At 34.8% G+C, this 22,062-nt stretch carries 21 protein-coding genes; 4 read left to right on the top strand and 17 right to left on the bottom strand.

The window, feature by feature from the left end; translation table 11 throughout:
* From KKG99_07675 to KKG99_07715, 9 genes are all read right to left on the bottom strand, one after another.
* Positions 1-586: sulfotransferase (locus KKG99_07675; protein MBU1012869.1), on the bottom strand; the 586-nt coding region annotated here is incomplete at its 3' end.
* Positions 587-600: 14 nt separating this feature from the next.
* Positions 601-1,983, bottom strand: coding sequence for an ABC transporter ATP-binding protein (locus KKG99_07680; protein MBU1012870.1), 1,383 nt, complete (start codon positions 1,981-1,983; stop codon positions 601-603).
* 10 nt (positions 1,984-1,993) lie between these two features.
* A complete protein-coding gene (locus KKG99_07685) occupies positions 1,994-2,812 on the bottom strand; it encodes an ABC transporter permease (protein MBU1012871.1) in 819 nt (272 codons plus the stop codon).
* 30 nt (positions 2,813-2,842) lie between these two features.
* Positions 2,843-3,250 carry a DUF2304 domain-containing protein gene (locus KKG99_07690; GenBank protein MBU1012872.1) on the bottom strand — a complete coding sequence of 136 codons (408 nt, stop codon included), beginning with the start codon at positions 3,248-3,250 and terminating at the stop codon, positions 2,843-2,845.
* Between the two features lie 11 nt (positions 3,251-3,261).
* Positions 3,262-3,975 carry a glycosyltransferase family 2 protein gene (locus KKG99_07695; GenBank protein ID MBU1012873.1) on the bottom strand — a complete coding sequence of 238 codons (714 nt, stop codon included), beginning with the start codon at positions 3,973-3,975 and terminating at the stop codon, positions 3,262-3,264.
* Positions 3,976-3,980: 5 nt separating this feature from the next.
* Positions 3,981-5,999 (bottom strand): tetratricopeptide repeat protein, encoded by a 2,019-nt coding sequence (locus KKG99_07700; protein MBU1012874.1) that lies wholly within the window; start codon positions 5,997-5,999, stop codon positions 3,981-3,983.
* Between the two features lie 140 nt (positions 6,000-6,139).
* On the bottom strand, positions 6,140-7,231 hold the full coding sequence (locus tag KKG99_07705) for a prolyl oligopeptidase family serine peptidase (GenBank protein MBU1012875.1): 1,092 nt from the start codon (positions 7,229-7,231) through the stop codon (positions 6,140-6,142).
* Positions 7,232-7,303: 72 nt separating this feature from the next.
* The gene (locus KKG99_07710) at positions 7,304-7,984 is read right to left on the bottom strand and encodes a response regulator transcription factor (GenBank protein MBU1012876.1); all 681 of its coding nucleotides are present in this window, start codon (positions 7,982-7,984) and stop codon (positions 7,304-7,306) included.
* A gap of 3 nt (positions 7,985-7,987) precedes the next feature.
* Positions 7,988-9,358, bottom strand: a complete 1,371-nt coding sequence (locus KKG99_07715; GenBank protein ID MBU1012877.1) for a HAMP domain-containing histidine kinase — start codon at positions 9,356-9,358, stop codon at positions 7,988-7,990.
* Positions 9,359-9,590: 232 nt separating this feature from the next.
* On the opposite strand from KKG99_07715, the gene KKG99_07720 reads away from it, so the two are divergent.
* Positions 9,591-10,169, top strand: a complete 579-nt coding sequence (locus KKG99_07720) for a hypothetical protein (GenBank protein MBU1012878.1) — start codon at positions 9,591-9,593, stop codon at positions 10,167-10,169.
* 112 nt (positions 10,170-10,281) lie between these two features.
* On the opposite strand, the gene nrfA is transcribed toward KKG99_07720, so the two are convergent.
* The 8 genes from nrfA to KKG99_07760 all read right to left on the bottom strand — a co-directional run bounded on the left by nrfA (position 10,282) and on the right by KKG99_07760 (position 17,794).
* Complete coding sequence (gene nrfA, locus KKG99_07725; protein ID MBU1012879.1) at positions 10,282-11,787, bottom strand: ammonia-forming cytochrome c nitrite reductase; 1,506 nt, start codon at positions 11,785-11,787, stop codon at positions 10,282-10,284.
* Positions 11,788-11,803: 16 nt separating this feature from the next.
* The gene (gene nrfH / locus KKG99_07730; protein MBU1012880.1) at positions 11,804-12,388 is read right to left on the bottom strand and encodes a cytochrome c nitrite reductase small subunit; all 585 of its coding nucleotides are present in this window, start codon (positions 12,386-12,388) and stop codon (positions 11,804-11,806) included.
* 147 nt (positions 12,389-12,535) lie between these two features.
* Positions 12,536-14,074, bottom strand: a complete 1,539-nt coding sequence (locus KKG99_07735) for a PepSY domain-containing protein (GenBank protein ID MBU1012881.1) — start codon at positions 14,072-14,074, stop codon at positions 12,536-12,538.
* Positions 14,075-14,098: 24 nt separating this feature from the next.
* Positions 14,099-14,620, bottom strand: a complete 522-nt coding sequence (locus tag KKG99_07740; GenBank protein ID MBU1012882.1) for a DUF1858 domain-containing protein — start codon at positions 14,618-14,620, stop codon at positions 14,099-14,101.
* 4 nt (positions 14,621-14,624) lie between these two features.
* The gene (locus KKG99_07745; GenBank protein ID MBU1012883.1) at positions 14,625-15,866 is read right to left on the bottom strand and encodes a DUF438 domain-containing protein; all 1,242 of its coding nucleotides are present in this window, start codon (positions 15,864-15,866) and stop codon (positions 14,625-14,627) included.
* 58 nt (positions 15,867-15,924) lie between these two features.
* Entirely contained in the window at positions 15,925-16,254 is a 330-nt protein-coding gene (locus KKG99_07750) for a cupin domain-containing protein (protein ID MBU1012884.1), read from the bottom strand.
* Between the two features lie 78 nt (positions 16,255-16,332).
* Complete coding sequence (locus KKG99_07755; protein MBU1012885.1) at positions 16,333-17,232, bottom strand: 4Fe-4S dicluster domain-containing protein; 900 nt, start codon at positions 17,230-17,232, stop codon at positions 16,333-16,335.
* A 163-nt stretch (positions 17,233-17,395) separates the two neighbouring features.
* The gene (locus KKG99_07760) at positions 17,396-17,794 is read right to left on the bottom strand and encodes an Rrf2 family transcriptional regulator (protein ID MBU1012886.1); all 399 of its coding nucleotides are present in this window, start codon (positions 17,792-17,794) and stop codon (positions 17,396-17,398) included.
* Between the two features lie 124 nt (positions 17,795-17,918).
* Between KKG99_07760 and KKG99_07765 the strand changes: the two genes are divergently transcribed.
* The 3 genes from KKG99_07765 to KKG99_07775 all read left to right on the top strand — a co-directional run bounded on the left by KKG99_07765 (position 17,919) and on the right by KKG99_07775 (position 21,960).
* The gene (locus KKG99_07765; protein ID MBU1012887.1) at positions 17,919-19,007 is read left to right on the top strand and encodes an arsenic efflux protein; all 1,089 of its coding nucleotides are present in this window, start codon (positions 17,919-17,921) and stop codon (positions 19,005-19,007) included.
* A gap of 75 nt (positions 19,008-19,082) precedes the next feature.
* Positions 19,083-19,931, top strand: coding sequence for a universal stress protein (locus tag KKG99_07770; GenBank protein ID MBU1012888.1), 849 nt, complete (start codon positions 19,083-19,085; stop codon positions 19,929-19,931).
* 70 nt (positions 19,932-20,001) lie between these two features.
* Positions 20,002-21,960 carry a glycosyltransferase family 2 protein gene (locus tag KKG99_07775; protein MBU1012889.1) on the top strand — a complete coding sequence of 653 codons (1,959 nt, stop codon included), beginning with the start codon at positions 20,002-20,004 and terminating at the stop codon, positions 21,958-21,960.
* Positions 21,961-22,062 lie beyond the last annotated feature (102 nt).

Raw genomic sequence — 22,062 nt, forward strand, 5'->3', positions numbered from 1 at the left:
CAAAGGACTCCAATGCAAACAAATTAATATAATACCACCATAGTAATTCACTTTTAAATCCACTTTCTTTTTTTATCGGTAATTCTTCGTTAAAATATTTAAGCACACCTTCTCTGAACCTTTTATAATCGTCCTTATGAAACTCACCACCATAATATGAGAACTTGTCCTTCAATGAATTTACACTATCAAGAGGATTTCGAATGATATATATGAACTTACAATCGGGATCGTATTTTCTAAAAATTCCATATCGACCGTTCCCTCTAATAATTTTAATTAATTTGGCATTATCCTTCTGTATTGGGTTAAAAATTTTGTGAAGAAACGAATCATCTATGTTTTCTGTATTTTTAATAAATAATGGAAGTGCCAAATGAGATGCGATTCCTTCATGACTGATTGAGTCAGTATATTTAAAATTACCTTTCACATTTTCATAAAAATCATTAAATGAATTTATATCCCAAAGAAAAGGTTCATATACAAAATCAACTTCATTGTACTTATCGATAAGAATTTTTTGCAATAATGCATAGATTGCTGTAGTTCCTGAACGGGCTGATCCAATTATACAAACTTTCATTTTGTAACAATAATTTAGTAATTAACATTTATCATATCAATATTCATTTCAATAGCACAATCTGCGATTCCATATATTCCAACGGGCGATTCAACAATTTTAAAAACACTTGCATCTATTATTCGACCGTAAAAAATGAGTTTTTCGCCTACTGTTGAAGAAACACCGCAATTCAGGTAATAGGTTCCCAATAATAAATTCGCTATAAACTTCCATTTAATCGTAACCCTGTCAGTTTTGTTAAAATCCAATCTTGTTGCTAAAAGATCCAGATGATCAGGGATTGTAGCACCGACTAACATTTGCCCCTGCTCAGTTTTTATTTGCATACCAAACGAAATGTCCTTTAAATTTTCTAAAAACAAAACATTATATTGATAAATGTAAGTCATTCCAGAAACTAAAGCATTGACTCTTCTTCCATCTAATGAAAAAATACCAATTAAAGAAAATTCCACCTTACTATCTATATATTCAACAGTGCTCTTAGGATTTAAACCATCAATAAAATAATCTTTTAGAGGATAGTTCTTAACTGAATTTCTGGATAGTTCATAGTTAAATTTAAAATCATTTTTTAAATTCTCATTTACTTGTATATTATAATCAGTAATATCCTTCTGAATTTGCCTAACTAATAAGTCATGAGAAATTATTTTTGAGAAAATCATTTTTTGATAAATACTAGTGATCATTTTGGGAATCCCATTTGCCAAGACCTGACCTTTATCAATTAGAATCGCACGAGAACAAAGTAGGTTAACAGAACTAATTGAGTGACTGACATATAATATGGTTTTACCAGCTTTGAAGAATGTTTCCATTTTAGCAAAGCATTTTCTTCTAAACAACTCATCCCCTACCGATAAGACTTCATCCAAGATAAGAATATCAGGGTCAATATTAACGGAGACAGCAAATGCCAATCTAGCTTTCATTCCACTTGAGTATGTTTTCAGAGGTTGGTAAATAAAATCACCAATTTCAGCAAATTCAAGAATCTGATCAATTCGTTCTTCCATATCCTTTCGTGAAAACCCCATTAAGGAAGAATAAAAGAAAATGTTCTCGATTCCCGTAAATTCAGGATTAAAGCCCGAACCAAGCTCTAATAAAGGGACTATTTTACCTTGGGTAAATACTTGGCCATTTGAAGGTGTTAAGATGCCTGAAATTATTTTTAACAAAGTTGATTTCCCTGAACCATTCCGTCCAATGATGCCGAGAATTTCTCCTTTACGTACTTCCAAATTAATATTTTCAAGCGCGTAAAAATCCCTATGGAATACTTTTCTAAGTGGGTGTAATGATTCCTTTAATCTGTCGACTTTACTTTTATATAACTTATACCTTTTTGAGATATTTGATAACTGTATGACTACTTCCTTTTCATCCATTTAATTCTATTTAGGTAACATCGGCAAAATGAGGCCTTAATTTTTTAAAAACTAATATCCCAGCTATTAGAATAATAAATGTGAGAGTCCAGAAATATAAAGTCAAAACTGGATACTCCCAAAATCCAGTCTTAAATAAAAGGCTATCTCTGTAACCATTAACAATATAATACAATGGATTAAATTGCATTATAATGGCAATATCCTTAGGTAATTCTTTAATATTCCAGAAGATTGGTGTTAGGAAGAATAGAACCCTATTTATAATGCTAATAATATTCTTTATATCGGGAAAAAACAAATTGATTGAAGACGTAAGCCAAGCCAAACCAGTGATTAAAACGACGAAACAAAATATATAATATAAAAGTTGTATCCAAAATAATGAAGGCTGAATCTTATTTACCAGGAGTAATAATATTGCAATAATTACAATTATGGCATGAAGCATTAAACTTGAAAGAATCTTAACAATAGGTAAAATAGCAATTCTGAAATTTACCTTTCTTATCAAAAAAGAATACTCTTTAATACTATTAACAACAGCCATTAAGGTTGTGCTAAATAATTCATAAGAAATATATCCGGTAATAAGATAGGTAATATAAGGTACCCCTAAGGTATTTATATGCCCGTATCTAAATCCAAAAACAAGGTATAATATGATTATAAATGCTAAAGGGTCAAATATTGACCATGCCAATCCAAATATATTTTTTATATATTTTGAAGAAAAATCACGTTTTGTCAACTCTAAAATAACATTTCTATTCTCCTTAAGCTGAGATAGAAAATCTATTCCTTCAACAAATAAGCGGCTTATATTCATTACACCTTATTATAATTATATAGTAAATTGTTACATTTCATTCTGTTCAGAATCCATTTCAGTAATATTCTCTATTTCTGCGCGCTTAAGTTTCTCTCTCAGTACATTCATCTCCTGCTTCATCAATCCAATGTCCTGGCCAATTGATTTAATCCAGAAAGATTGTTTAGAAATGATGAGGGAAAACTCAATCATAATGATAAATAGGGCCATTATTAAAATCATAAATAAGGCAGCCGGAGGATAGGCTATTCCTAAAATATCTGCCATCCATTCAAGTCCGTTACGCCATATAGAAAACAGAACAAACACACTTGTGAAAAACAACCAAAGAATGGAATATTCTTCCTTTAAACGATGTTGCCGGATTAAAATAATGATAAAGATTAAAAGTGAAACACTTCCTGCGATGGCAATTATTTGTATCCTGTTATCCATGACACTCTAATTTAATTTTTTAATTTTTTTGACCTTAAGGCCGCCATGGCCATTGATAATAAAACTTTAACGATATAATAGGGGCCCTTCCAGGTTGGGATTGAAGACACGCCGCCTTGCCGCTCACGCATTTGGGTAAATACCTCCTTCATTCTAAACCCATTTTTACCTAGCAGGATAATAAGTTCAGGTTCCGGAAAATCAACCGGATAATGTGTCGCTAAAAATTCAATCGCTTTTCGATTATAAGCCCTAAAACCGGATGTTTGATCGGCAATCCGTTGTCTGACAAAGAAATAGCTAAAGAGCCTCAATACGTATATGCCAATCATTCTGAATGATTTGGGTTGATAAGTTTGGGTTTTCTGTATAAACCTGGATCCAATCACACAATCTGCGTCTCCTGCCATGATGGGTTTAATTATTTTAATAATCTCCTCAATCATGTGCTGACCGTCACCATCAAATTGCAGAGCGATTGGATAATCGTGCTCTTTCGCGAATTTAAAACCGGTTTGCACACTTGCCCCGATTCCCATGTTATAAGGTAGATTAATCACAGATGCCAATTTTGTTTTTTCGGCAAGCTTTCCGGTTTCATCAGCAGAACCGTCATTTACAACCAACAAATCAAAGGTCGGATATTCCTGCTTAATGGCAGATATAACCTCCACAATGCTTGCGGCTTCATTAAATGCCGGAATGATCACCAAAACTTTTTCCATCATTATTATTTTTGAATTATTAACCTCTGCTTACAATTCTCCAATAAGGTTTCATCAATCTGAGCTCCATATTCCATTGCCTTCAAAAAATCACTGTATGCCTGTTCAAAATTATTTTGTTCAAGATAACAAATTCCACGGAGTTTTAATACTTCTCCATCTTTTGCATTGAATTGCAATGAAGTGTTTAAATCTTTTATGGATAAATCAAACCGACGAATTGCATAAAAAGCCTTTGCCCTGTTATTGTATGCATTGCTTAGTCTCGGTTCAATTTCAAGGGCTTTATTCAAATCAATGATTGCATCTTCATATTTCCCAAGGTTCAACATCACCTGACCACGATTATTTAAAGCAGCTGCAAAATTCGGATTTAGTTGAATGGCTTTATTTAAATCATTGAGTGCATTTTGGATTTCTCCTTTAAATAAATATGCATTTGCCCGATTAAACCAAGCTGACTCAAGTTCGGGTTTTAATTCAATAGCTTTTGAACAATCATCAATTGCAGCATCAAAATCTTTCATTCGTAGTCTTGCAATACCTCTGGTATCGAATGCTTCAGCAAATTTATCATTGAGTGAAATTGACTGATTTAAATCCCTGATGGCGTCTTCTGTTCGGTTAAGAACCAGAAGTGCCTCTGCCCTATTGTAATAAACCTGATCGTTCTCAGGTTCTATTTTATTAGCGATATTAAACTGCTCAATGGCAGGCACCGGCTTAAACAAATGAAAATATGCAATGCCAAGATTTAAATGTGGTCGAGCTTTTGCAGGTGACTTTTGCACCACGTCGTACCATAATGCAAGTTTTGTTTTCCATACTGTATTTCGAACTAGTGTTAAACAGCCATATACCACTATAATTAAGGAGAAAACCATAATTAATTGGCCTTGCTTAATTTTTCTCAATAGCTCAATGAGCGCAAGCACCAGAATTATCGCAAATCCCATCATTGGCAAATACAAACGATGTTCAAATATTACATCCCTGATCGGAATGATACTCGATTCAACCATAAGCGTTATAAAAAACCAGGCAATTCCATATGAAATTAATGGGTGTTTGCGGTAGATCGTAAAAGCAGAAACCAGCAAACTGATGACAACAACGCCACTAATCAACTCATCTATCCCCCACAATGATTTGGAAATCACAAAATCATAATCCAAATTTTGTGAAATCGGCAGGACAAGTAACTGAACATATTTTACAATTACCCGAATTTGGGTAATAAAGTATTCGTATCGACTAATACTTTCTGTTTCTTTGGGAAGAAGTCCTCCAAGAATGACTACAAAAGATGAAATCAAAATAGCAATAACTCCGGTAAGCAATAATTTATTAAACCGTTTTCCTTCATTATTTCTGATAAAAAAGAATTCGATCAATAAAAAAGCAATAGGTAAAGTAACTGCAATTTGTTTGGAAAGAACCGATGCGATCGCTGTAATAATCGTTAAAACATAAAAAGATACAAACTTAATATATAACTCCCCTTTCACCTGCGACAACCTTGCCTTTAAATAAAAAAAACTTGATGCAATATAAAAAAGCCCTGCCAGAGAAGTCATTCGTTGAATGATATAACTCACAGCCTGTGTTTGAATCGGATGGCACAAAAAAATCAATGCGATAAATAATGCAGTGAGTTTTTCTTTTCCTATGATTTTATTTGAATGGACTACCTTTTGAGAAAGTAATAAAAGTGTGAAGAAGTAGACCAAAATACTTGTCAGAAGATGAACCATCAAATTAAAGACATGGTAGCCGAATACGTTTGTTCCATTTAATGATCTGTTTATAGCTAGCGTAAAATATGACAAAGGGCGATCATTAATTCTGGTCCAACTTGAAAATTCTGAATACAGGGAAAGATCATTAAACTTATTTTGCTGAACAATATGCACGCCATCATCGAACTGAAACTCTCCATAAAAACTATTGGAATAGATAATAGTTCCTAATACAATTATCAGAAGACATGAGAATAAATGAGTTCTATTTTTTAATAATTCCAATTGGTGCATATTAGTTGCAACAAATATAATATCTTTTAAAACATTAGATATACGTTGCGGATCATAATAAAAGAAGGAGGAAATATTCAGAGATAACTATCTGCTGAACATTTCCTCCCAAGAGTGAAAACAAGCTATTCCTAATATTTATAGCCTGCTTTATGTAATTCTTTTAAGGTTTTAATAGGTTTTGGTGGATTTAAATATCCCGCAAGGAATTTATAAATTTTTACCCGTATTTCTTTTGCTGCTTTGGTATCAATGCGGTCGAACGAGTGGCCACCGGGCATATCTTTAAAAATTTCATACTCAAACTTTTTACCATCGGCTTTCAACGATTTGATCAAATGTTCAACTTCTAAAACATTCACGTCTTCATCGTTGGTATTGGTATGGATTAATAGCGGAGTTTTTAATTTTTCGGTATGCCAGGCTGGTGATCTGCGTCGATATTCCTCAACATTTTCATCAGCAGGTTTTCCAATATGATAATCTGCAGAAAATAAATCACGATAACCCTGATTTTTATAACCCATTCTTGCAATCAAGTCACTTACGGGTACCCCTGCAAAACCAACTTTATAGCTTTCAGGATGATCATAAAGATTGAAAAGAGTGATCAAGCCACCATGGCTCCAACCAATTAACCCAACTCTGTCTTTATCCACAAATTCGTAATTTTCAACCATGTAGGCCCTACTTGCATCCACATCTTCTACCTCAAGCCCTCCGTAATCAATTTTTTCATAAAAGCCCTTGCCATAGCCGGTACTTCCTCGATAATCGGCAGCTACTACGATATAGCCTTGAGATACCATCTCACGAATAATATGGGTGTAATAGGTTGTGACATTAGCATGAACTCCACCATGTGGAAAAACAAGTAAAGGGTACTTTTTATTTACATCAATATCTTTAGGAATAAAAATGTACGCCCAAAATTTGGTAGGATTGCCTGCCCCCTGACCAGTTGGGTTTTTCTCATTAGCTGCAGGTGGCCCATACATATATACTTTATCAACAAAGGCAACATCTCCCACTCTTTGAAACCAAAGCAAATCATCAATTGATTTTTCCATAACATCAAGACGATGATCAAGGTTTTTATTATCATTTTTCAAGGACTTAATGTCTTTGCTTAGTTGTTCCAGATTTTGTGCAGAAGCACCAAGACCAACAAATACAATTCCTGTTAGCAGAAATAATTTGGTTAATTTAAATAACTTTTTCATCGGATTGATTTTATAATTTTTTCGTCTACGAATTTAGAAAAAATGATTTAATTAATGGTATCTTGAATGGAATTAATCGACAATCTTGAGGATATATCCTACTCGTCGGATGGTCTCTAAGTTAATTGACGGATCGCTTTGGAAATATTTTCTAAGTCGACTGATAAAAACATCCATTGATCGCCCCAAAAAGTAGTCATTATTTCCCCAAAGATCAGAAAGAATATTTTCACGTTTTACGGTTTGATTAAGATGCTCGATCAAATATTTAAGAAGTTCGGCTTCACGCAATGTCAAACAATGAACCTGATCAGGACCCTTTAGTTTTAAGCTTCCGAAATTAAAGATAAACTTACCAACGCTAAACTCATTTAATTCATTGGGACCAATTTTGGTTTTCCTGTTCAGTAGATTTTGAATACGTTGCACTAACTCTTCTATTTCAAAGGGTTTGCAAATATAATCGTCTGCAATTGCCAATCCTTTTAGCCGGTCTTCTTTCAAATTTCTGGCTGTCAGGAAAACAATCCACATATCCGGATTATCTTTTTTAATATCGGCAGCAAGCGAAAAACCATCCTTTTTTGGAAGCATGATGTCTAGAATACAAAGATCAGGTCTGCTGGTTTTATATTTATTCCAGCCATCCTCCCCATCTTCGGCAGTTATCACTTCAAAATTCTGCATTTGTAAAAAAGAGGTCAACAAATTGCGAAAATCCCGTTCATCTTCGACTAATAGTAATCGACTCATTTGTTATTTTTTTAATTTGATAAAAAATGTAGTACCTATATTTAATTCACTTTCCAACCATAACTCTCCTCCATGTGCTTCAATGATACTTTTAACGTAAAACAAACCCAAACCCAATCCTTTGGTATTATGCACGGATGAAGTATTAACCCTGTAAAATTTTTCGAAGATATGTTTCTGATCATTCGGATTGATCCCGATCCCATTATCCTTGATTTTTAAAATCATTTCATCCGGATTAACAATTAAATCAATGATAAGATTTAATTCACCTCTTTTATACTTAACCGCGTTATCCAATAAATTATTTAAGGCTATTGACAACTGAAATGCATCAGCGTAAATAAAAAATGCACTCCGTGGGATGAATGTTTTTATCTGTACTTCCTCATGCACCAACTTAAAACTATCAATTTTTTCATTTAAAAAATGGACAAAATCGATTTGTTTGAGTACAAGATTAATTTTTTGCTTCTCCCACATGCTGATATCCAGTATTTGATCAATGATTTGTGTTAGGTGTTTATTTTGACGGGAGATTATGTTCGAATACTCTTTAATCTTAAGCGGGTTCTTCACTATATCTTCGTTCGACAAACCTTGGTTAGCAAGTGAAATTGTAGATAGCGGTGTTTTTAATTCATGCGTCATGTTATTGATAAAATCTGATTTTAAATCAGAAATCTTTTTCTGTTTCATTAAATTTCTGAGGGTAAAATAAAATACCAGACTGATGATCAAAATTGAAACCGTAATGAGGACAAGAACTCCTATCATTTCACTATATATTACCTGACGTTTTCTGGTAAAGTCAACATAAACATCAAAATTTACCGAGAAAAAACTTCGTTCGACCCGGAAATTATCCAGAAGCACGCCCTGAAGATTTTGATTGAGTACCCTTGAATTCACATCTCCAAGAATTAGGGTATCATTCCTGACTATTGGGAAATCATCAAAATCGTTAATGACTGTATAATCGTGAATAATAAATCCAGCCCGTAAATTTGGATCCATATTCTGTTGATTTAATTTATAACTGATCCTATTACTGAAAGGTTCCGTAACTGTCATGATACTCATCACATTATCATAAAATGTCGCCTTCAGAGAATCTGATAATTTAGGATCATTAATATATCCAATTCCCTTAAAATAAAAACTGATTTTATCCATGTACCAATACATCGAATCAAGACCAAGTTCCGGCGAATAATCATTAAGCTCATCCATAGCCTCTCGGATTACCTGATTATATCTTGTATCAAAATCATGCGATCTCACTTGATATACATTGATGATGGTATAAAATTGAATCGATAAAAATACAATTAATGCAAACAAGGAAGCACTAACGATGATGTGTGGTTTCATTAACAATTACTTTATTAAAAACTGAATGCTAAACATCTGATTTATTAACGAATGAATCATTTTACAGAAATTATCATTTAGAACTCATTTGTTGAATTTTGAATAAAATTAATGCTTTTTCCCAATTTATAAACGCATTAACCAAACGTTAACCAAGCATTAACATCATATCTTGAATTGAGTATTTAATTTTACATCATAAAAATATTTTAAATAATTAAATTTTATACAAATGAAAACACAGGCAACAATTATCCTAATTATCTGCTTATTCGTAGCCCCGGGCTTAGCAATGAGCCAATCAACCGGAACCAGCAAATCAAAAGAAGAACAAGAAATTGAGAAGTTCAAGGAAGCGAGAAAACATTTATATAATATGGACAGTATCATTGCTCCTTCAATGAGAACAGTAGGCAAGGCATTTTCAGGTACTACATGGTCTGCTTCTTCCGATAATTATTTTCAATTACTAGATAATACGAAAAACTCTACGCTATCCTTTCGTAAAGAATTTGATGAAAAAAAGAACATTGAACGATCATATGAAATGGAGTTCGATAAGGAACAGAAATCATTGGAAATCCGCATTTCAGCAGAAGCAAGAGAAGGCCGTATCAAAATCATGATTAACAAACCAAACGGCAAAGAATTTAAATCATTAGAAATTGATGGTGAAGAAAGCCTGAACTGGAACCAGACTATTAACGCCTATACCGATGAAAATAAAAAAGATTTTGCCGGAACCTGGGTGGTGAAAGTATCTACCACGGCTGCCATAGGTTATTATAATGTAAAACTTACGGTGAGATAAGCCCTCATATAAACTTTTGTGCGAATTAGAGTGAAGTTCATTTTTATAACAAACCCACCCTGCTTTAAAAGGTCAGAGTGGGTTTGTTAATTTACCGATTTAGGTTACAATTCTACTTGTAACCTGCCTCTCTTTCTTTTGCTTTCCGATCCCACTCAGGCAATACAATTTTCTTAAACTCCTCTTTCTCCTGAATAAGTTTCTCCATTGGTAAACCAATAAATTTTTGAGCTTTGGTTTTTGTGGCAATATCAGGATAAGGAATTTCACTATTTATTCCATGATTGGCTAAAACACGTGCCAATAAAATCCTTGCTTCCTGCGCATTGTCGATCGCTTTGCCAACTACCCTTGAGGTTTCAAGTGGTGAGTGGAACGATCCACCATGACTGGCAGCAACATAATCCCAGAACCATTGAGCTGCCCTGATTTTTTGCAATACATCTTTCATTTCTACTTCGGTAGCCCCGGCATCCCACGCAGCCTTCGCTTCAACATGAGCACGAACGAGTTGAACTTCCGCCTGATCACGAATTTCAATAACTTTCATCTGACGATCATAAACATTTTTAGCTAAGGTAGATTCACTTTCACGATGACATACCTGACACGATGCGGAGATGTTATCAAGTGGACTTACCATTTTATGATTCGTAAATTTTTGCCCGCCCTGGCTTTGATATGGCATGTGGCAATCAGCACAGCTTACTCCTCTTTCAGCATGAATTCCGGTTTGATAAACTTCATATCCGGGATGTTGTGCCTTTAGCATAGGCGCTTTACTTAAACTATGTGTCCAATCTGCAAATCCAATTTCGTTATAATAATCCAGCATATCTTCTGCTGTCTGGCCATTTTTCCATGGAAAGGTTAAATAAGGAACGCCTTCAACAGGAACTTTCTTGTTAAAATAATATTCAACATGGCACTGTGCACAAACCAATGAGCGCATTTCCTGATGGCTGGCCTGCCCGATGTCTTTACCCATCGCTTGAAATCCTTCAATTAAAGCTGGCCTGGTAATACGTAAATCCATGGTTTCATTATCATGGCAGTCGGCACATCCAATTGAATTCACTATCTCTGCTCCTTTATCCTCCCATTGCCCTTTATAAAACTCAGCAATTCCATTTTCTTTCATAAGTCTAGGAACATCCGGACTTTTACAAGTCCAGCATGTTGCGGGCATAGGTCCTTGAGCCGGTTTGATTGGCCCACCTGTTCGTAATGTATTTCTGGTGTCTTCAATGGCATAAAAATGTCCACGGCCTTGTTTATAATCTGTCGAAAATCCATATCCTACCCAAAGTACAACCAACCTGGGATCAACTTCTAACATATCAATCACGGCATTCCCATTATATAAAGTACGGAAAGAGGTGTCGGATGTTTTCATGTAGGATTCATACTCCATAGGATAGTTTTTACCCCATTCGCTATTTCGAGGCTCGAACTCACTTAACTTAACTCTTGGTTGATAAGCAAAAACTGCTTCAACTCTACGCTCAGTAATTGACGAGGCTAAAAGTCCCAGCAAGAAAACAACCACGATACTGGCCACAAATAAAACCCAATTAACCCAGGCCTTTCGATTTGAATTTTGATTAGCTCTTTTCATTTCTATACTTATTATATTATTTCTTTTCCTGATCTGTTCTTAACCACTTAGGAACCGGACTTGATAAAACCGGAACTCTTGCATATGGAACGCTCGATAAACTGTTCACTCTGCCGTGTGGCACCTCCCGATGACAATCCCAGCATAATCTGTCCTTGAACTGATTATGAAACACTTCCGTTTGTACCAATAATTTTGATTCCGTAATTAACTCATGATGACATCGTACGCAATTATCCTGAACTACTTTTATTCCGGCCGATTTGATGAAGATGGTTTGTGGTTCCAAACGAGCAGTGAATATGGTGGCATGTCGAATTCCATCCTTCGCTTTAAAAAACCATTTATTTGCAGCATTGTTATGCGGAACATGACAATCGTTACAAACTGCTCTTTCGCGATGCGAGCTATGGCCCCATGTTGAATATTCAGGAGCCATGATATGACAATTAACACAAGTTGCGGGATCATCAGAAAGATAGGAAATGGCATTTGAAGTGTAAAAAGCATACAAGCTGATTCCAACAATTGATCCTGCAATTATCGCTGCTATCGTTTTCCAACCTTTTGGCGGAGTAAGAAATCTTAGTAATTCGAACATCGTGATCTCATTTGATATAAAAAAATCGCGCTAAATTTAGGTATTCCTGTACTTTTTTTCGTAATCAAATTTACATAAAAATCACATTAAAAAACACCTCAATTTGACAATATTTGGCAGATTAAGTCAATTTATATTGAATCCAAATTACTTACGCTTTTTGCGCACATAAAGCTTGATCCAAACCACGACTCCACTTAAAATAGTCGTAAAAGCTAATAAACCAAGGATAGGTATAATAAGGATGTATAGATCACCAAAAATAAACTTGAAGAAGCGCCCGGTATGAACTTCCAGGGCAAAATTCCATAAAGACATTGGCGATTTTTGAAGCATTTGATATGACATTTCGGTAAATTTCACTCTTGAATTTAAAGGAATTATGCCTGCATTATAATCAATGTGGTATTCCGCTCCGTCATTTTTTTCAATGAAACCAGCCGCCATAAACTGCCCTATGGGTGGACCTGCCCTATCGATATTGAATTGGGTTGATTTCGAAATATAATCCTGCACAAATCCATGATCAGGTATCCAACGATAAAGCCCATAAAAAGAGCCTATCAAGTAATCACCAAGTCCAATTTTTTTAAAAACATTAATCCCCATAATCGAAACGGGAGGTTGCACCGGAGCTAAAACAGGCGCTGATTTAAAGTGATCCTCTGAAAAATAAATTCCTTCGACCGTACCGATTAAAAAGCGATCCAATTCTTCATCGTAAAGAATGTCGCGGAATCGATCAAACCAAGGATTTGGATTGTCAAGATTCGTATATTTTAACTTTGCTACACGCGAGTTGACGATGGCTATAAGCATTGGCGGTCGTAAAAACATTCCGCTTATGGTAGTAATCATCAAGAGCACTGCGAGCCAGATTCCGATTTTATTATGCCATTTGATCGAAAATTTATTAAACTGTTTAATTTTACTATTGTCCTTATCTTTGTTTTTTCGTCTGCGAATAATACCGGGAGAAAAATAATATACCAATCCTGTAATGGCCAAAACAATAAAAACAATTGCCACCAGATCGACAATTAATTTCCCAATCTTACCATAAATCTCGCCACTATGGATTACCCATAAAGTTTTAAAAAGGCCTATTTTATTGTCGTAACCAGAAGGTGCAAAAACTTTAATTTCCGAGAATTGATAATTACCCGGATTATCTATTGATGCTAAAATATGAGAGCGTGTCATCACATAAACAGAGTCGTTGGCGAATGCCAGTCCAACTGTTTGTTCTTCATCAACGGGCAATTTTATTTTTTGCCACCCATCATTCTGATAAATGTACAAACCAAATAGAGTTGCCGCTAATAAACTCCCATTTTCGGTTTTTAATAACTTAAATATTTTTCGGTTATCAATCCCAGAACGGAAACCTTTATTGAAATCAGTAAAGCTTGAATAGGAAGAATCAGTGAGCCAAACACCAATATTGCCATAAACTAGCAAACTATCCGAGTTAATCTGGATCGATCCTTTTAGTGAAGCATTATTCCAATTCTTATACTGATATTCACCTGCCAGATATTTCCGGTTTACCTCAAAATTAGCAAAAGTTTGCCGATGATTTAAAACTATACCTGACAAACACCAGAAAAACAAAAAGAAGGCAGCAATCAGTCCGGGCCATCTATGAAGCCACTTTAAAAATTTAAGGAAACGATTCTTCTTCATAAGCTTGATCCGGGCAAATAAGGTTTAGCCTTTAAAGAAATAAGTATAAAAAACGGGTCCCTCTTGCTTCGACCAGAATTGAAAACCCATGGCTTTTACCTTATCGATAAGTGGTGCGGGAAGAAAAGGCGTAATAAGTTCATAAATTTGTCCCTTTTCAATTTTATAAGCTCCTGCAACAACCTCTGGCAGCGGATGGCCACCATCGGCGATAATTTCGCGTGCATCAAAAGTGTATTCAATTTTGTCGGTAGCAAACCAAGCTGGTGCAACCGTATTTTCGATATTTGTCGGGTGTGAATGATCCATATTTTCTTGTCCTACTTTGTTTCGTAAATTATTAATTAACTGATCTAATGCAATGCCTCCAACCAGAGCAGCTTGTTGTAAGCTGGTTACCCTAGCAATGGTTCTTCTAAAAATCGGATTTTTCAGCTTTTTAAAAGTGGGAACCATCTCAATTAACACTTCCTCCAATTGTGGAAAATGATCAAGAAGTTCCCCTATATTTGTTTTAGGTATTATTTGTAAATTTGCGTTATTCATACAGCTACTCATTTTTCGAATAAGATAAAAGTCTTTGGTCTCCTTCTAATTTTCTTTTTGCGGTTAAATCTTGAGACACTTCTAAGGTGCCTATAAAATTTCCGCTTTTATCATTCAATGCGATGTATTCGATGTGGATAAATTTACCCCCCATCTGAATCCAGAATGGAGCTTTGCTTTGTTTTCCCGAACTAAAATCTTTCAAAATTTCCTCGACAATCCCAACACTTGATGGCGGATGACAAAGTTTAACATCCCGATTTAAGATGGCCCGGTTTCGGTCGAAGATTCTTTCTTCCGATTGGGAAAAATATTTCACTTTTTCATTTTTATCCACAAAGGTCATATCAATAGGTAATGAATTTAAAATGGCTTCTAGTTCAGTTTTGGTAAAGCTTCCGCTTGATAATTGAATCATTTCTTTATCTTCGGAGGAAGCATTTGTTTTCTGAACCATTCCTTCAGGTTTCCATTCCTCTTTCGGATCGTAAAGGCAAAATCCGATTTCCAAAGTCTGTTCCTGAATTTCATACCACTCAATGTCTGTAAGTTTATCCATGGTCATCGGAAATAGGATTTCTTCTTCCTTCAAAGTCATATCCTCAACTGCGCTTAATGCCGGCGATAATACCATTTCAATTAACACCTTTACTTCATCAAGAGAAATGCCTTCTGTTATATCAAGTGTTTCTAAGGCAGCTTTTAAAAAACCCCTGGTTTCATCATGTTTGCCCCACATTACTTTAGGCGGCCCGGTAATCCCATATTTTTCAAGATAAGGAAATAATAAATTTTCCTTACGTCGATAATGTTTATCAACATCCATCAATGCATTAAACAGTCCTTTTAATTTCATAAATTTTGATGGAATATGATCATCAGCAAGTCCATCAAACTCAGTAAAAACATTCCTGATTTGATTGATTACTTTTTTTAATTCCAGGTTTTCCTTAGTGAAAACATCAACCGGGTGACCTATAGGAATTTCTTTGGCACCACTCAAATCAATAGCTCCTTCCAGGGCTTGTGTATGCATATCACAAAATTTCAAGACCTCCTTTTCGTCAAGGACTCCTTCTGAAATGAGCTCCTGTTCAACTTCTACTACATCGCCATAAGGTACTTTTTTCATCAATTCGATTAAGCGTCCCCTTACTTCTTCCGGTGCTTCGCCCTCATGAAGTTGCAAAATCATGTGTTTGAGTAATTCTTTTCGTTTTTGCGAATTATTAATTAGTTCACTCATTGTTGTTATTTTTATAAAATCTTAATAAATACAGAAAAATAGGGCAAAAAAAGGGTGCTTAACCCTTGATCATTGTTAAAATCATTTTAAACTTTTCAACTGCTTTTAGCGAATGTGAGATATTGGCAGGCATAATAATGGTTTCTCCCTTTGATACGATATGCGATTCGCCCCCAATTTTTATATCAACTTTTCCATCAATCACTTGTACCATTGCGTCAAACGGTGCAGTATGTTCACTTAGTCCTTCATTTTTATCAAATGAAAATAAGGATACATTTCCGGCAGGATTTTTCAGCACATTTTTGCTGATGATAGAGCCACTTGAATAATCTACTTCTTCTTCAAATTTGAAGATATGTGCTTTTTTAAATTCGTTGGTTTCCATAATATATTTTGTTTTACAAGTTTTTTTATTTAGTTATTTATTATCAGAATAAATTGATAATCAAAGCAACAGAGGGAATCAGACCCATTGTTCGCTAAGTATTTCTCCCCTTATACTGACCACAGTTTGTTTAATCGGGATTTTTCGTGACGCTCCTTCCAATGCTTTTTTTGCCATGTGAATGAGTCCGCCACAGCATGGCACTTCCATTATCATTACCTGTAAAGTATTAATCATGGCGACATCAATCATTTGCCTAAGCTTATCAACATAGATATCCATCCCTTGATCCAGCTTTGGACAAGCAATTGCCAAGCCTTTGCCTTTTAGCACATCCCTATGAAAATTACCCATTGAAAAAGCAACACAATCAGCAGCCAATAATACATCTGCATTTCTGAAGTAAGGGGCATTGGGATTAACCAAATGCATTTGCACCGGCCACTGCTGCAACGTTGATGGTTGTTTATCATTTGAACTCTGAGCCGCTGCGTTCATTTGTTTTTCGTCAACTTTAAAATCGCGCATTGCTGAACCCGGACAGCCATGTCCATGTTCATGATGTTGTGTCACATTAATTTTGGGGTCCTCCTTTTTATGATCCTTCATAAGTATTTCATCTAAATCAAAATCTAATTCGCATTGAGCTGATATTAAATAATCGGTAGCTTGTTTTAAGTATCCGAATTCACCATGATCCTGTAAATGTGATAAATGGGCAATGACTGTATTTTTCCCTTTTTTTATAATTTCTTTGATAACCTTTGTTTCATCGTAAGCCTCTGCTTCCCGCTCCTCAATCTCAATCGCTCCTACGGGACACTCACCAATACAAGCACCTAAACCATCGCACATCAAATCGCTAACCAGCCTGGCCTTACCATCAATCATTTGTAAGGCACCTTCGGGGCAACCAGGGATGCATAATCCACACCCTGTGCATTTTTCTTCATCAATTTTTATGATTTCCCGTTTCATGATGTTGCTGTTTTTAATGATTTGACCCTAAAATATTGAACAAATTTTATTAATTACGCTATTTAAGTATTTGATTACGCTAATATACGTAATTCTTTAAATTCAAAGAATAATTTATTCAGATATTTTATTCGGGTAATTGGATTCTAAATAAGGAAAAGGATCACAAATACATCGCAAGTGTTTGCCCCTGAAGATAATCCCGATACTGAATTGTCATGTCGCGGGTAACACTATTTAGAATACACTTATCAAATGGACAGATTTGTTTTTCGATCGGGCACGCCAGAATCTCAATTTTTCCTTCAATGGCTTCGTAAATTTCAAGTAGTGTAATTTCATCAGGTTTTCTTTTCATCGTAAATCCACCGGATGGACCCCGATGAGATTCAATAAATTTTTCTTTCACTAATCGCTGAAAGACTTTGGCAACATGATGCTTTGAACTTGATGTCATCTCAGAAATTTGTACAACATTTATCATCTTATCTGATTGTGCAACTAATATCATACCGTGTAAGGCTATGGATGCAGCTTCTGAAAGAGTTACAATTTTTGACATGTGCTATTTAGTATAAGAAGTATTTAATTACCCAAATGTAAAAGCCTTTTCTTAAATAAAAAAATATTACTACAGAAATTTTAAAAAAATCAGCTATTTTTACCAATTCAAAATAACACCTAACATGTTTATAGGAATATTGAAAGATACCATCATGATTACAGCTTTTGTGCTGGTTGTGATGTTGATTATCGAATATATAAATGTACGAACTCGAGGCAATTGGAGTAAACCGCTCCAACGCAGTGGATGGCTGCAAATATTAAGTGCTGCCTTTCTAGGAATAATACCCGGTTGTTTGGGTACTTATACAGCAGTATCTCTTTATACACACAAAATATACGGGTTTGCCGCATTGGTTACGACCATGATTGCCACTTCAGGCGATGAAGCATTTCTAATGCTTGCAATTATGCCTGGATCTGCCTTGAAACTATTTGTAATCATTTTTGTGATCTCTGTTATCACAGGACTGATCATATTTCTCATTATGAAAAACAGGACCTTGATGCACATTCCTGAAAATCATCTAAAAATTCATTCTGAACAAGGTGATTGTATTTGCTTCGATCCCAAAATTATTGTTGATCAGATCAAAAACATCAGCTTTCAAAGGGCTATTATACTGGCTGGTCTATTGCTTTTTTTATTTGGGCTATTAATTGGGGTAATTGGCGAAGATCATCATTTCCTAATGCCAGGCAATGGATCAGACCCACTTTTACCTGAAACAGAATCGCATGGCTTTGAGTGGAGCTGGGTAAGCGCAACATTTCTTTTCGTAACCATCATCGCTTTGTTTATCATTTCTACGGTAAATGATCATTTTCTGAATGAGCATTTATGGGGCCACATTATTAAGAAGCATTTTTTAAAAATTTTCTTATGGACATTTGCAACATTGCTATTAATACATTTTATAAACGATTTTATCGATGTGGAAAGTTGGATCAAAAATAATCTCTTCAGCATCCTAATCATCGCATTGCTTATCGGTATCATACCGCAATCTGGCCCACACATTGTATTTGTTTTGTTGTTCGTTGAAGGCACCATCCCATTTAGTATACTATTGGCTAATTCAATAGTCCAGGACGGGCATGGAGCAATCCCATTATTAGCCGAATCGAAAAAAAGTTTTATTGTTATGAAATTTGTGAATATCCTTGTAGGTCTATTGGTCGGGATTGCAGGTTTGACTTTTGGCTTTTAAACCTAAAACTTTTTTTTGAGAACTTTTCGGACTATATTTGCCTTATATAGATTGTCTTATTCAATATGACCTGTAATGAAAATAATATTATTAGCAATTGATTTTTCAGAAGGGATTGAGAATTGTTGCAATTATGCCATTCGGGCAGCAGGAAGATTTGATGCCGAAATCATTCTATTTCACTCCTACTTTGACAAATTCCTTGTTGCTGAAAGCAATTTTCCGACCGGAATTGAAACCGACACCCTTATTAATAGAAAAATCTTACAGGACATAAAAACGCAAGCAGAATCAGATTTAAAGAATATTGAAAATTGCATTGTTGAGGCCTATCCGAAAGCAAAAGTAAAGTCAGCCTTGAGTGGTGGCGATGCGGAGGATGAAATTATAAAGGCAGCGGAAGAATATAAGGCAGATTTAATCATGCTCGGATCAAGTGGCAAAGCGGCTAAGGGTATCTTTTCGGGCAGTATTTCAAGAAAAATAATTGAAAACACACAGATTCCTGTCTTATCCATCCCTTTGAATTACACTTACAAACCAATAAACAATATCCTTTACCCTACCGAGTTTCTCCATGATGACACAAAAATCATTAAGACTATTTTTGAACTTCTTTCCAATTTCGACATCAAAATGCATTGCATTCACCTGGTCCATCCGGAAAACTTCAAAGCTTCCGAATCAATAAATTTACTTTGTGCGAATTTTAAAGCTGAAATTAAAAAAGAACTGATTTGCGTTGAAATGATTGCTTCATCCAATTTTCTTGAATCATTACAAAATTATGCTGAATTGCATCAAATTGATTTGATTGCTTTTGCAGCTCACAAAAGGGGTTTCTTAAAAGAATTGTTTACTCAAAAACTAACAAAAAGGGATTTATTCCAATTACAGCTGCCCATGCTAACAATAAAGCAGTAGACCATAAGTGTTAGTTTCGATATTTCATTATCTTTGATCATCTGCAGTCAAACTCCAGAATCTAAAGTACATGAAACTTTCCATCGTTATTGTCAATTACAACGTCAAGCATTTTTTTAGGCAATGTCTAAATTCTGTAATATTGGCTGCTAAGACGCTTTCTTATGAAATTATTTGTATTGATAATCATTCAGTAGATGGATCATCAGAAATGATTTCCAAGGATTTTCCGCAAATAAAATTAATTAAAAACGATATCAATCTTGGATTTGGAAAAGCTTGCAATCAAGGAATTAAAATTGCTCAAGGTGAATACATTTTAATTTTAAATCCTGATACTGTATTGGAGAATGACAGCCTGACAAAACCAATCATATTTATGGATGCTCATCCTGAAGCCGGTAGTTTGGGAGTGAAAATGCTTGACGGGAATGGGAAATTTTTGCCTGAATCAAAAAGAGGTTTACCAACCCCTGCGGCTGCATTTTATAAAATGTCGGGGTTATCTAAATTATTTTTTCCTTCCCGAATTTTTGGCAAATATTACCTCGACCAGCTCAATAAGGATGAGATTCAAAGTGTGCACGTTTTGACTGGTGCTTATATGTTAATTCGTAAATCCGTACTTGAAAAGACCGGATATTTTGATGAGCAATTTTTTATGTATGGAGAAGATGTTGATTTATCCCATCGGATTATTCAGGCAGGCTATAAAAATTATTATTTCCCTGAAACAAGAATTATTCATTATAAAGGAGAAAGCACAAAAAAAGAAAGCATCGAATATGTATATAGTTTTTACAGGGCCATGCTTATTTTTTCAAAAAAACATTTCTCAAAAAATAACACCAAAACTTTATCTATACTGATCAGAATAGCTATAATTTCAAGCGCTGCATTCGCCTTAATAAAAAGAATGCTGAATGGATTCTTCCTGCCTATCCTCGATTTTATCATTTTTGGGTTGGGTATAATTTTCATAACAAAGATTTGGGAAACACTGATCATTTACCCCGAAGGTGGCTCCTACCCGTTTCTGTTCTACCAACTAATCATTCCAATTTACATTTTAATCTGGCTGGCAACCCTTTATTTTTCAGGCGGGTATGACAAACCATTTAAACCGAAGAAAATAGTTTGGGCAATCGTCATCGGAACCATTTTAATTTTACTGGGATATTCGTTACTCAATGAAACCTGGCGCTTTTCCAGATCAATCATTTTATTGGGAGCTTTATGGGGACTAACTTCGTTAACCAGCTTTCGCTTGATTTTAGGTCGATTGGGATTAATTCAATATGGACATGAACCGGCCAAAAGAATATTCATTATTGGAAAGATTGAGGAGGCCAATCGAATTACAAACATCCTTCTCCAAAGCGACATTAAACCTGAATTTCACGGATATGTTTCTCCTGATAACAAAACCATAAATGACAATAAATTTATTGGATCCATCACACAAATCGAAGATCTGGTTAAAGACTTCAATATTAATGAACTTATTTTTTGTTCAAAAGACATCAGCTATCAGCAAATCATTGATATCATAACAGCACTTCAATCCAAACACCTTATTTGTAAAATTGCCCCCGAAAATAGTTTTTCAATCATTGGAAGCAAATCTATCTCAAGTACTGAAGATTTATATACCCAGAAAATCAATATTATCAGCAATCCATCGAATATTCGGGCCAAAAGAAACTTCGATCTCATCGTTACATTTGTTTTGATTCTCTCAATTCCATACAGCCTTTTCATAATCCCGTCATTTTATGGTTTTATTAAAAATATTTTCAGGGTGTTGATCAATAAAATTTCTTGGGTAGGCTATCATCCTCAGGATAATTCCAGCCTAAAATTACCTGTCATAAAAAGGGGCGTTTTACACACAACGGATGGAATCAAAGAATTTATTGATAACCAAAAAGAGATCACGGCTTTAAACATTGATTACACACAAAATTATCACTTTAAGAAGGATTTGCATATCGTCTATCAAGGATTTAAAAAGCTGGGAAGACAGTAATTACAATTTTATTTAGAACTATTCCAGATTAAAAAAAATCACTATCTTTGCAAAAAGAAACAATGAATTAATACCTGATTAATTCTAATGAAATATATAATT

The sequence above is a fragment of the Bacteroidota bacterium genome (assembly GCA_018816945.1).
Lineage (GTDB): Bacteria > Bacteroidota > Bacteroidia > Bacteroidales.

Excerpts from the sequence above, each read along its gene's own strand:
- nrfH (MBU1012880.1), bottom strand. The coding sequence starts at position 12,388 with ATGTTCGAATTACTAAGATTTCTTACTCCGCCAAAAGGTTGGAAAACG.
- KKG99_07745 (MBU1012883.1), bottom strand. The coding sequence starts at position 15,866 with ATGAGTGAACTAATTAATAATTCGCAAAAACGAAAAGAATTACTCAAA.
- KKG99_07705 (MBU1012875.1), bottom strand. The coding sequence starts at position 7,231 with ATGAAAAAGTTATTTAAATTAACCAAATTATTTCTGCTAACAGGAATT.
- KKG99_07695 (MBU1012873.1), bottom strand. The coding sequence starts at position 3,975 with ATGGAAAAAGTTTTGGTGATCATTCCGGCATTTAATGAAGCCGCAAGC.
- KKG99_07680 (MBU1012870.1), bottom strand. The coding sequence starts at position 1,983 with ATGGATGAAAAGGAAGTAGTCATACAGTTATCAAATATCTCAAAAAGG.
- KKG99_07735 (MBU1012881.1), bottom strand. The coding sequence starts at position 14,074 with ATGAAGAAGAATCGTTTCCTTAAATTTTTAAAGTGGCTTCATAGATGG.
- KKG99_07740 (MBU1012882.1), bottom strand. The coding sequence starts at position 14,620 with ATGAATAACGCAAATTTACAAATAATACCTAAAACAAATATAGGGGAA.
- KKG99_07690 (MBU1012872.1), bottom strand. The coding sequence starts at position 3,250 with ATGGATAACAGGATACAAATAATTGCCATCGCAGGAAGTGTTTCACTT.
- KKG99_07720 (MBU1012878.1), top strand. The coding sequence starts at position 9,591 with ATGAAAACACAGGCAACAATTATCCTAATTATCTGCTTATTCGTAGCC.
- KKG99_07755 (MBU1012885.1), bottom strand. The coding sequence starts at position 17,232 with ATGAAACGGGAAATCATAAAAATTGATGAAGAAAAATGCACAGGGTGT.
- KKG99_07710 (MBU1012876.1), bottom strand. The coding sequence starts at position 7,984 with ATGAGTCGATTACTATTAGTCGAAGATGAACGGGATTTTCGCAATTTG.
- nrfA (MBU1012879.1), bottom strand. The coding sequence starts at position 11,787 with ATGAAAAGAGCTAATCAAAATTCAAATCGAAAGGCCTGGGTTAATTGG.
- KKG99_07770 (MBU1012888.1), top strand. The coding sequence starts at position 19,083 with ATGAAAATAATATTATTAGCAATTGATTTTTCAGAAGGGATTGAGAAT.
- KKG99_07685 (MBU1012871.1), bottom strand. The coding sequence starts at position 2,812 with ATGAATATAAGCCGCTTATTTGTTGAAGGAATAGATTTTCTATCTCAG.
- KKG99_07775 (MBU1012889.1), top strand. The coding sequence starts at position 20,002 with ATGAAACTTTCCATCGTTATTGTCAATTACAACGTCAAGCATTTTTTT.
- KKG99_07760 (MBU1012886.1), bottom strand. The coding sequence starts at position 17,794 with ATGTCAAAAATTGTAACTCTTTCAGAAGCTGCATCCATAGCCTTACAC.
- KKG99_07715 (MBU1012877.1), bottom strand. The coding sequence starts at position 9,358 with ATGAAACCACACATCATCGTTAGTGCTTCCTTGTTTGCATTAATTGTA.
- KKG99_07750 (MBU1012884.1), bottom strand. The coding sequence starts at position 16,254 with ATGGAAACCAACGAATTTAAAAAAGCACATATCTTCAAATTTGAAGAA.
- KKG99_07765 (MBU1012887.1), top strand. The coding sequence starts at position 17,919 with ATGTTTATAGGAATATTGAAAGATACCATCATGATTACAGCTTTTGTG.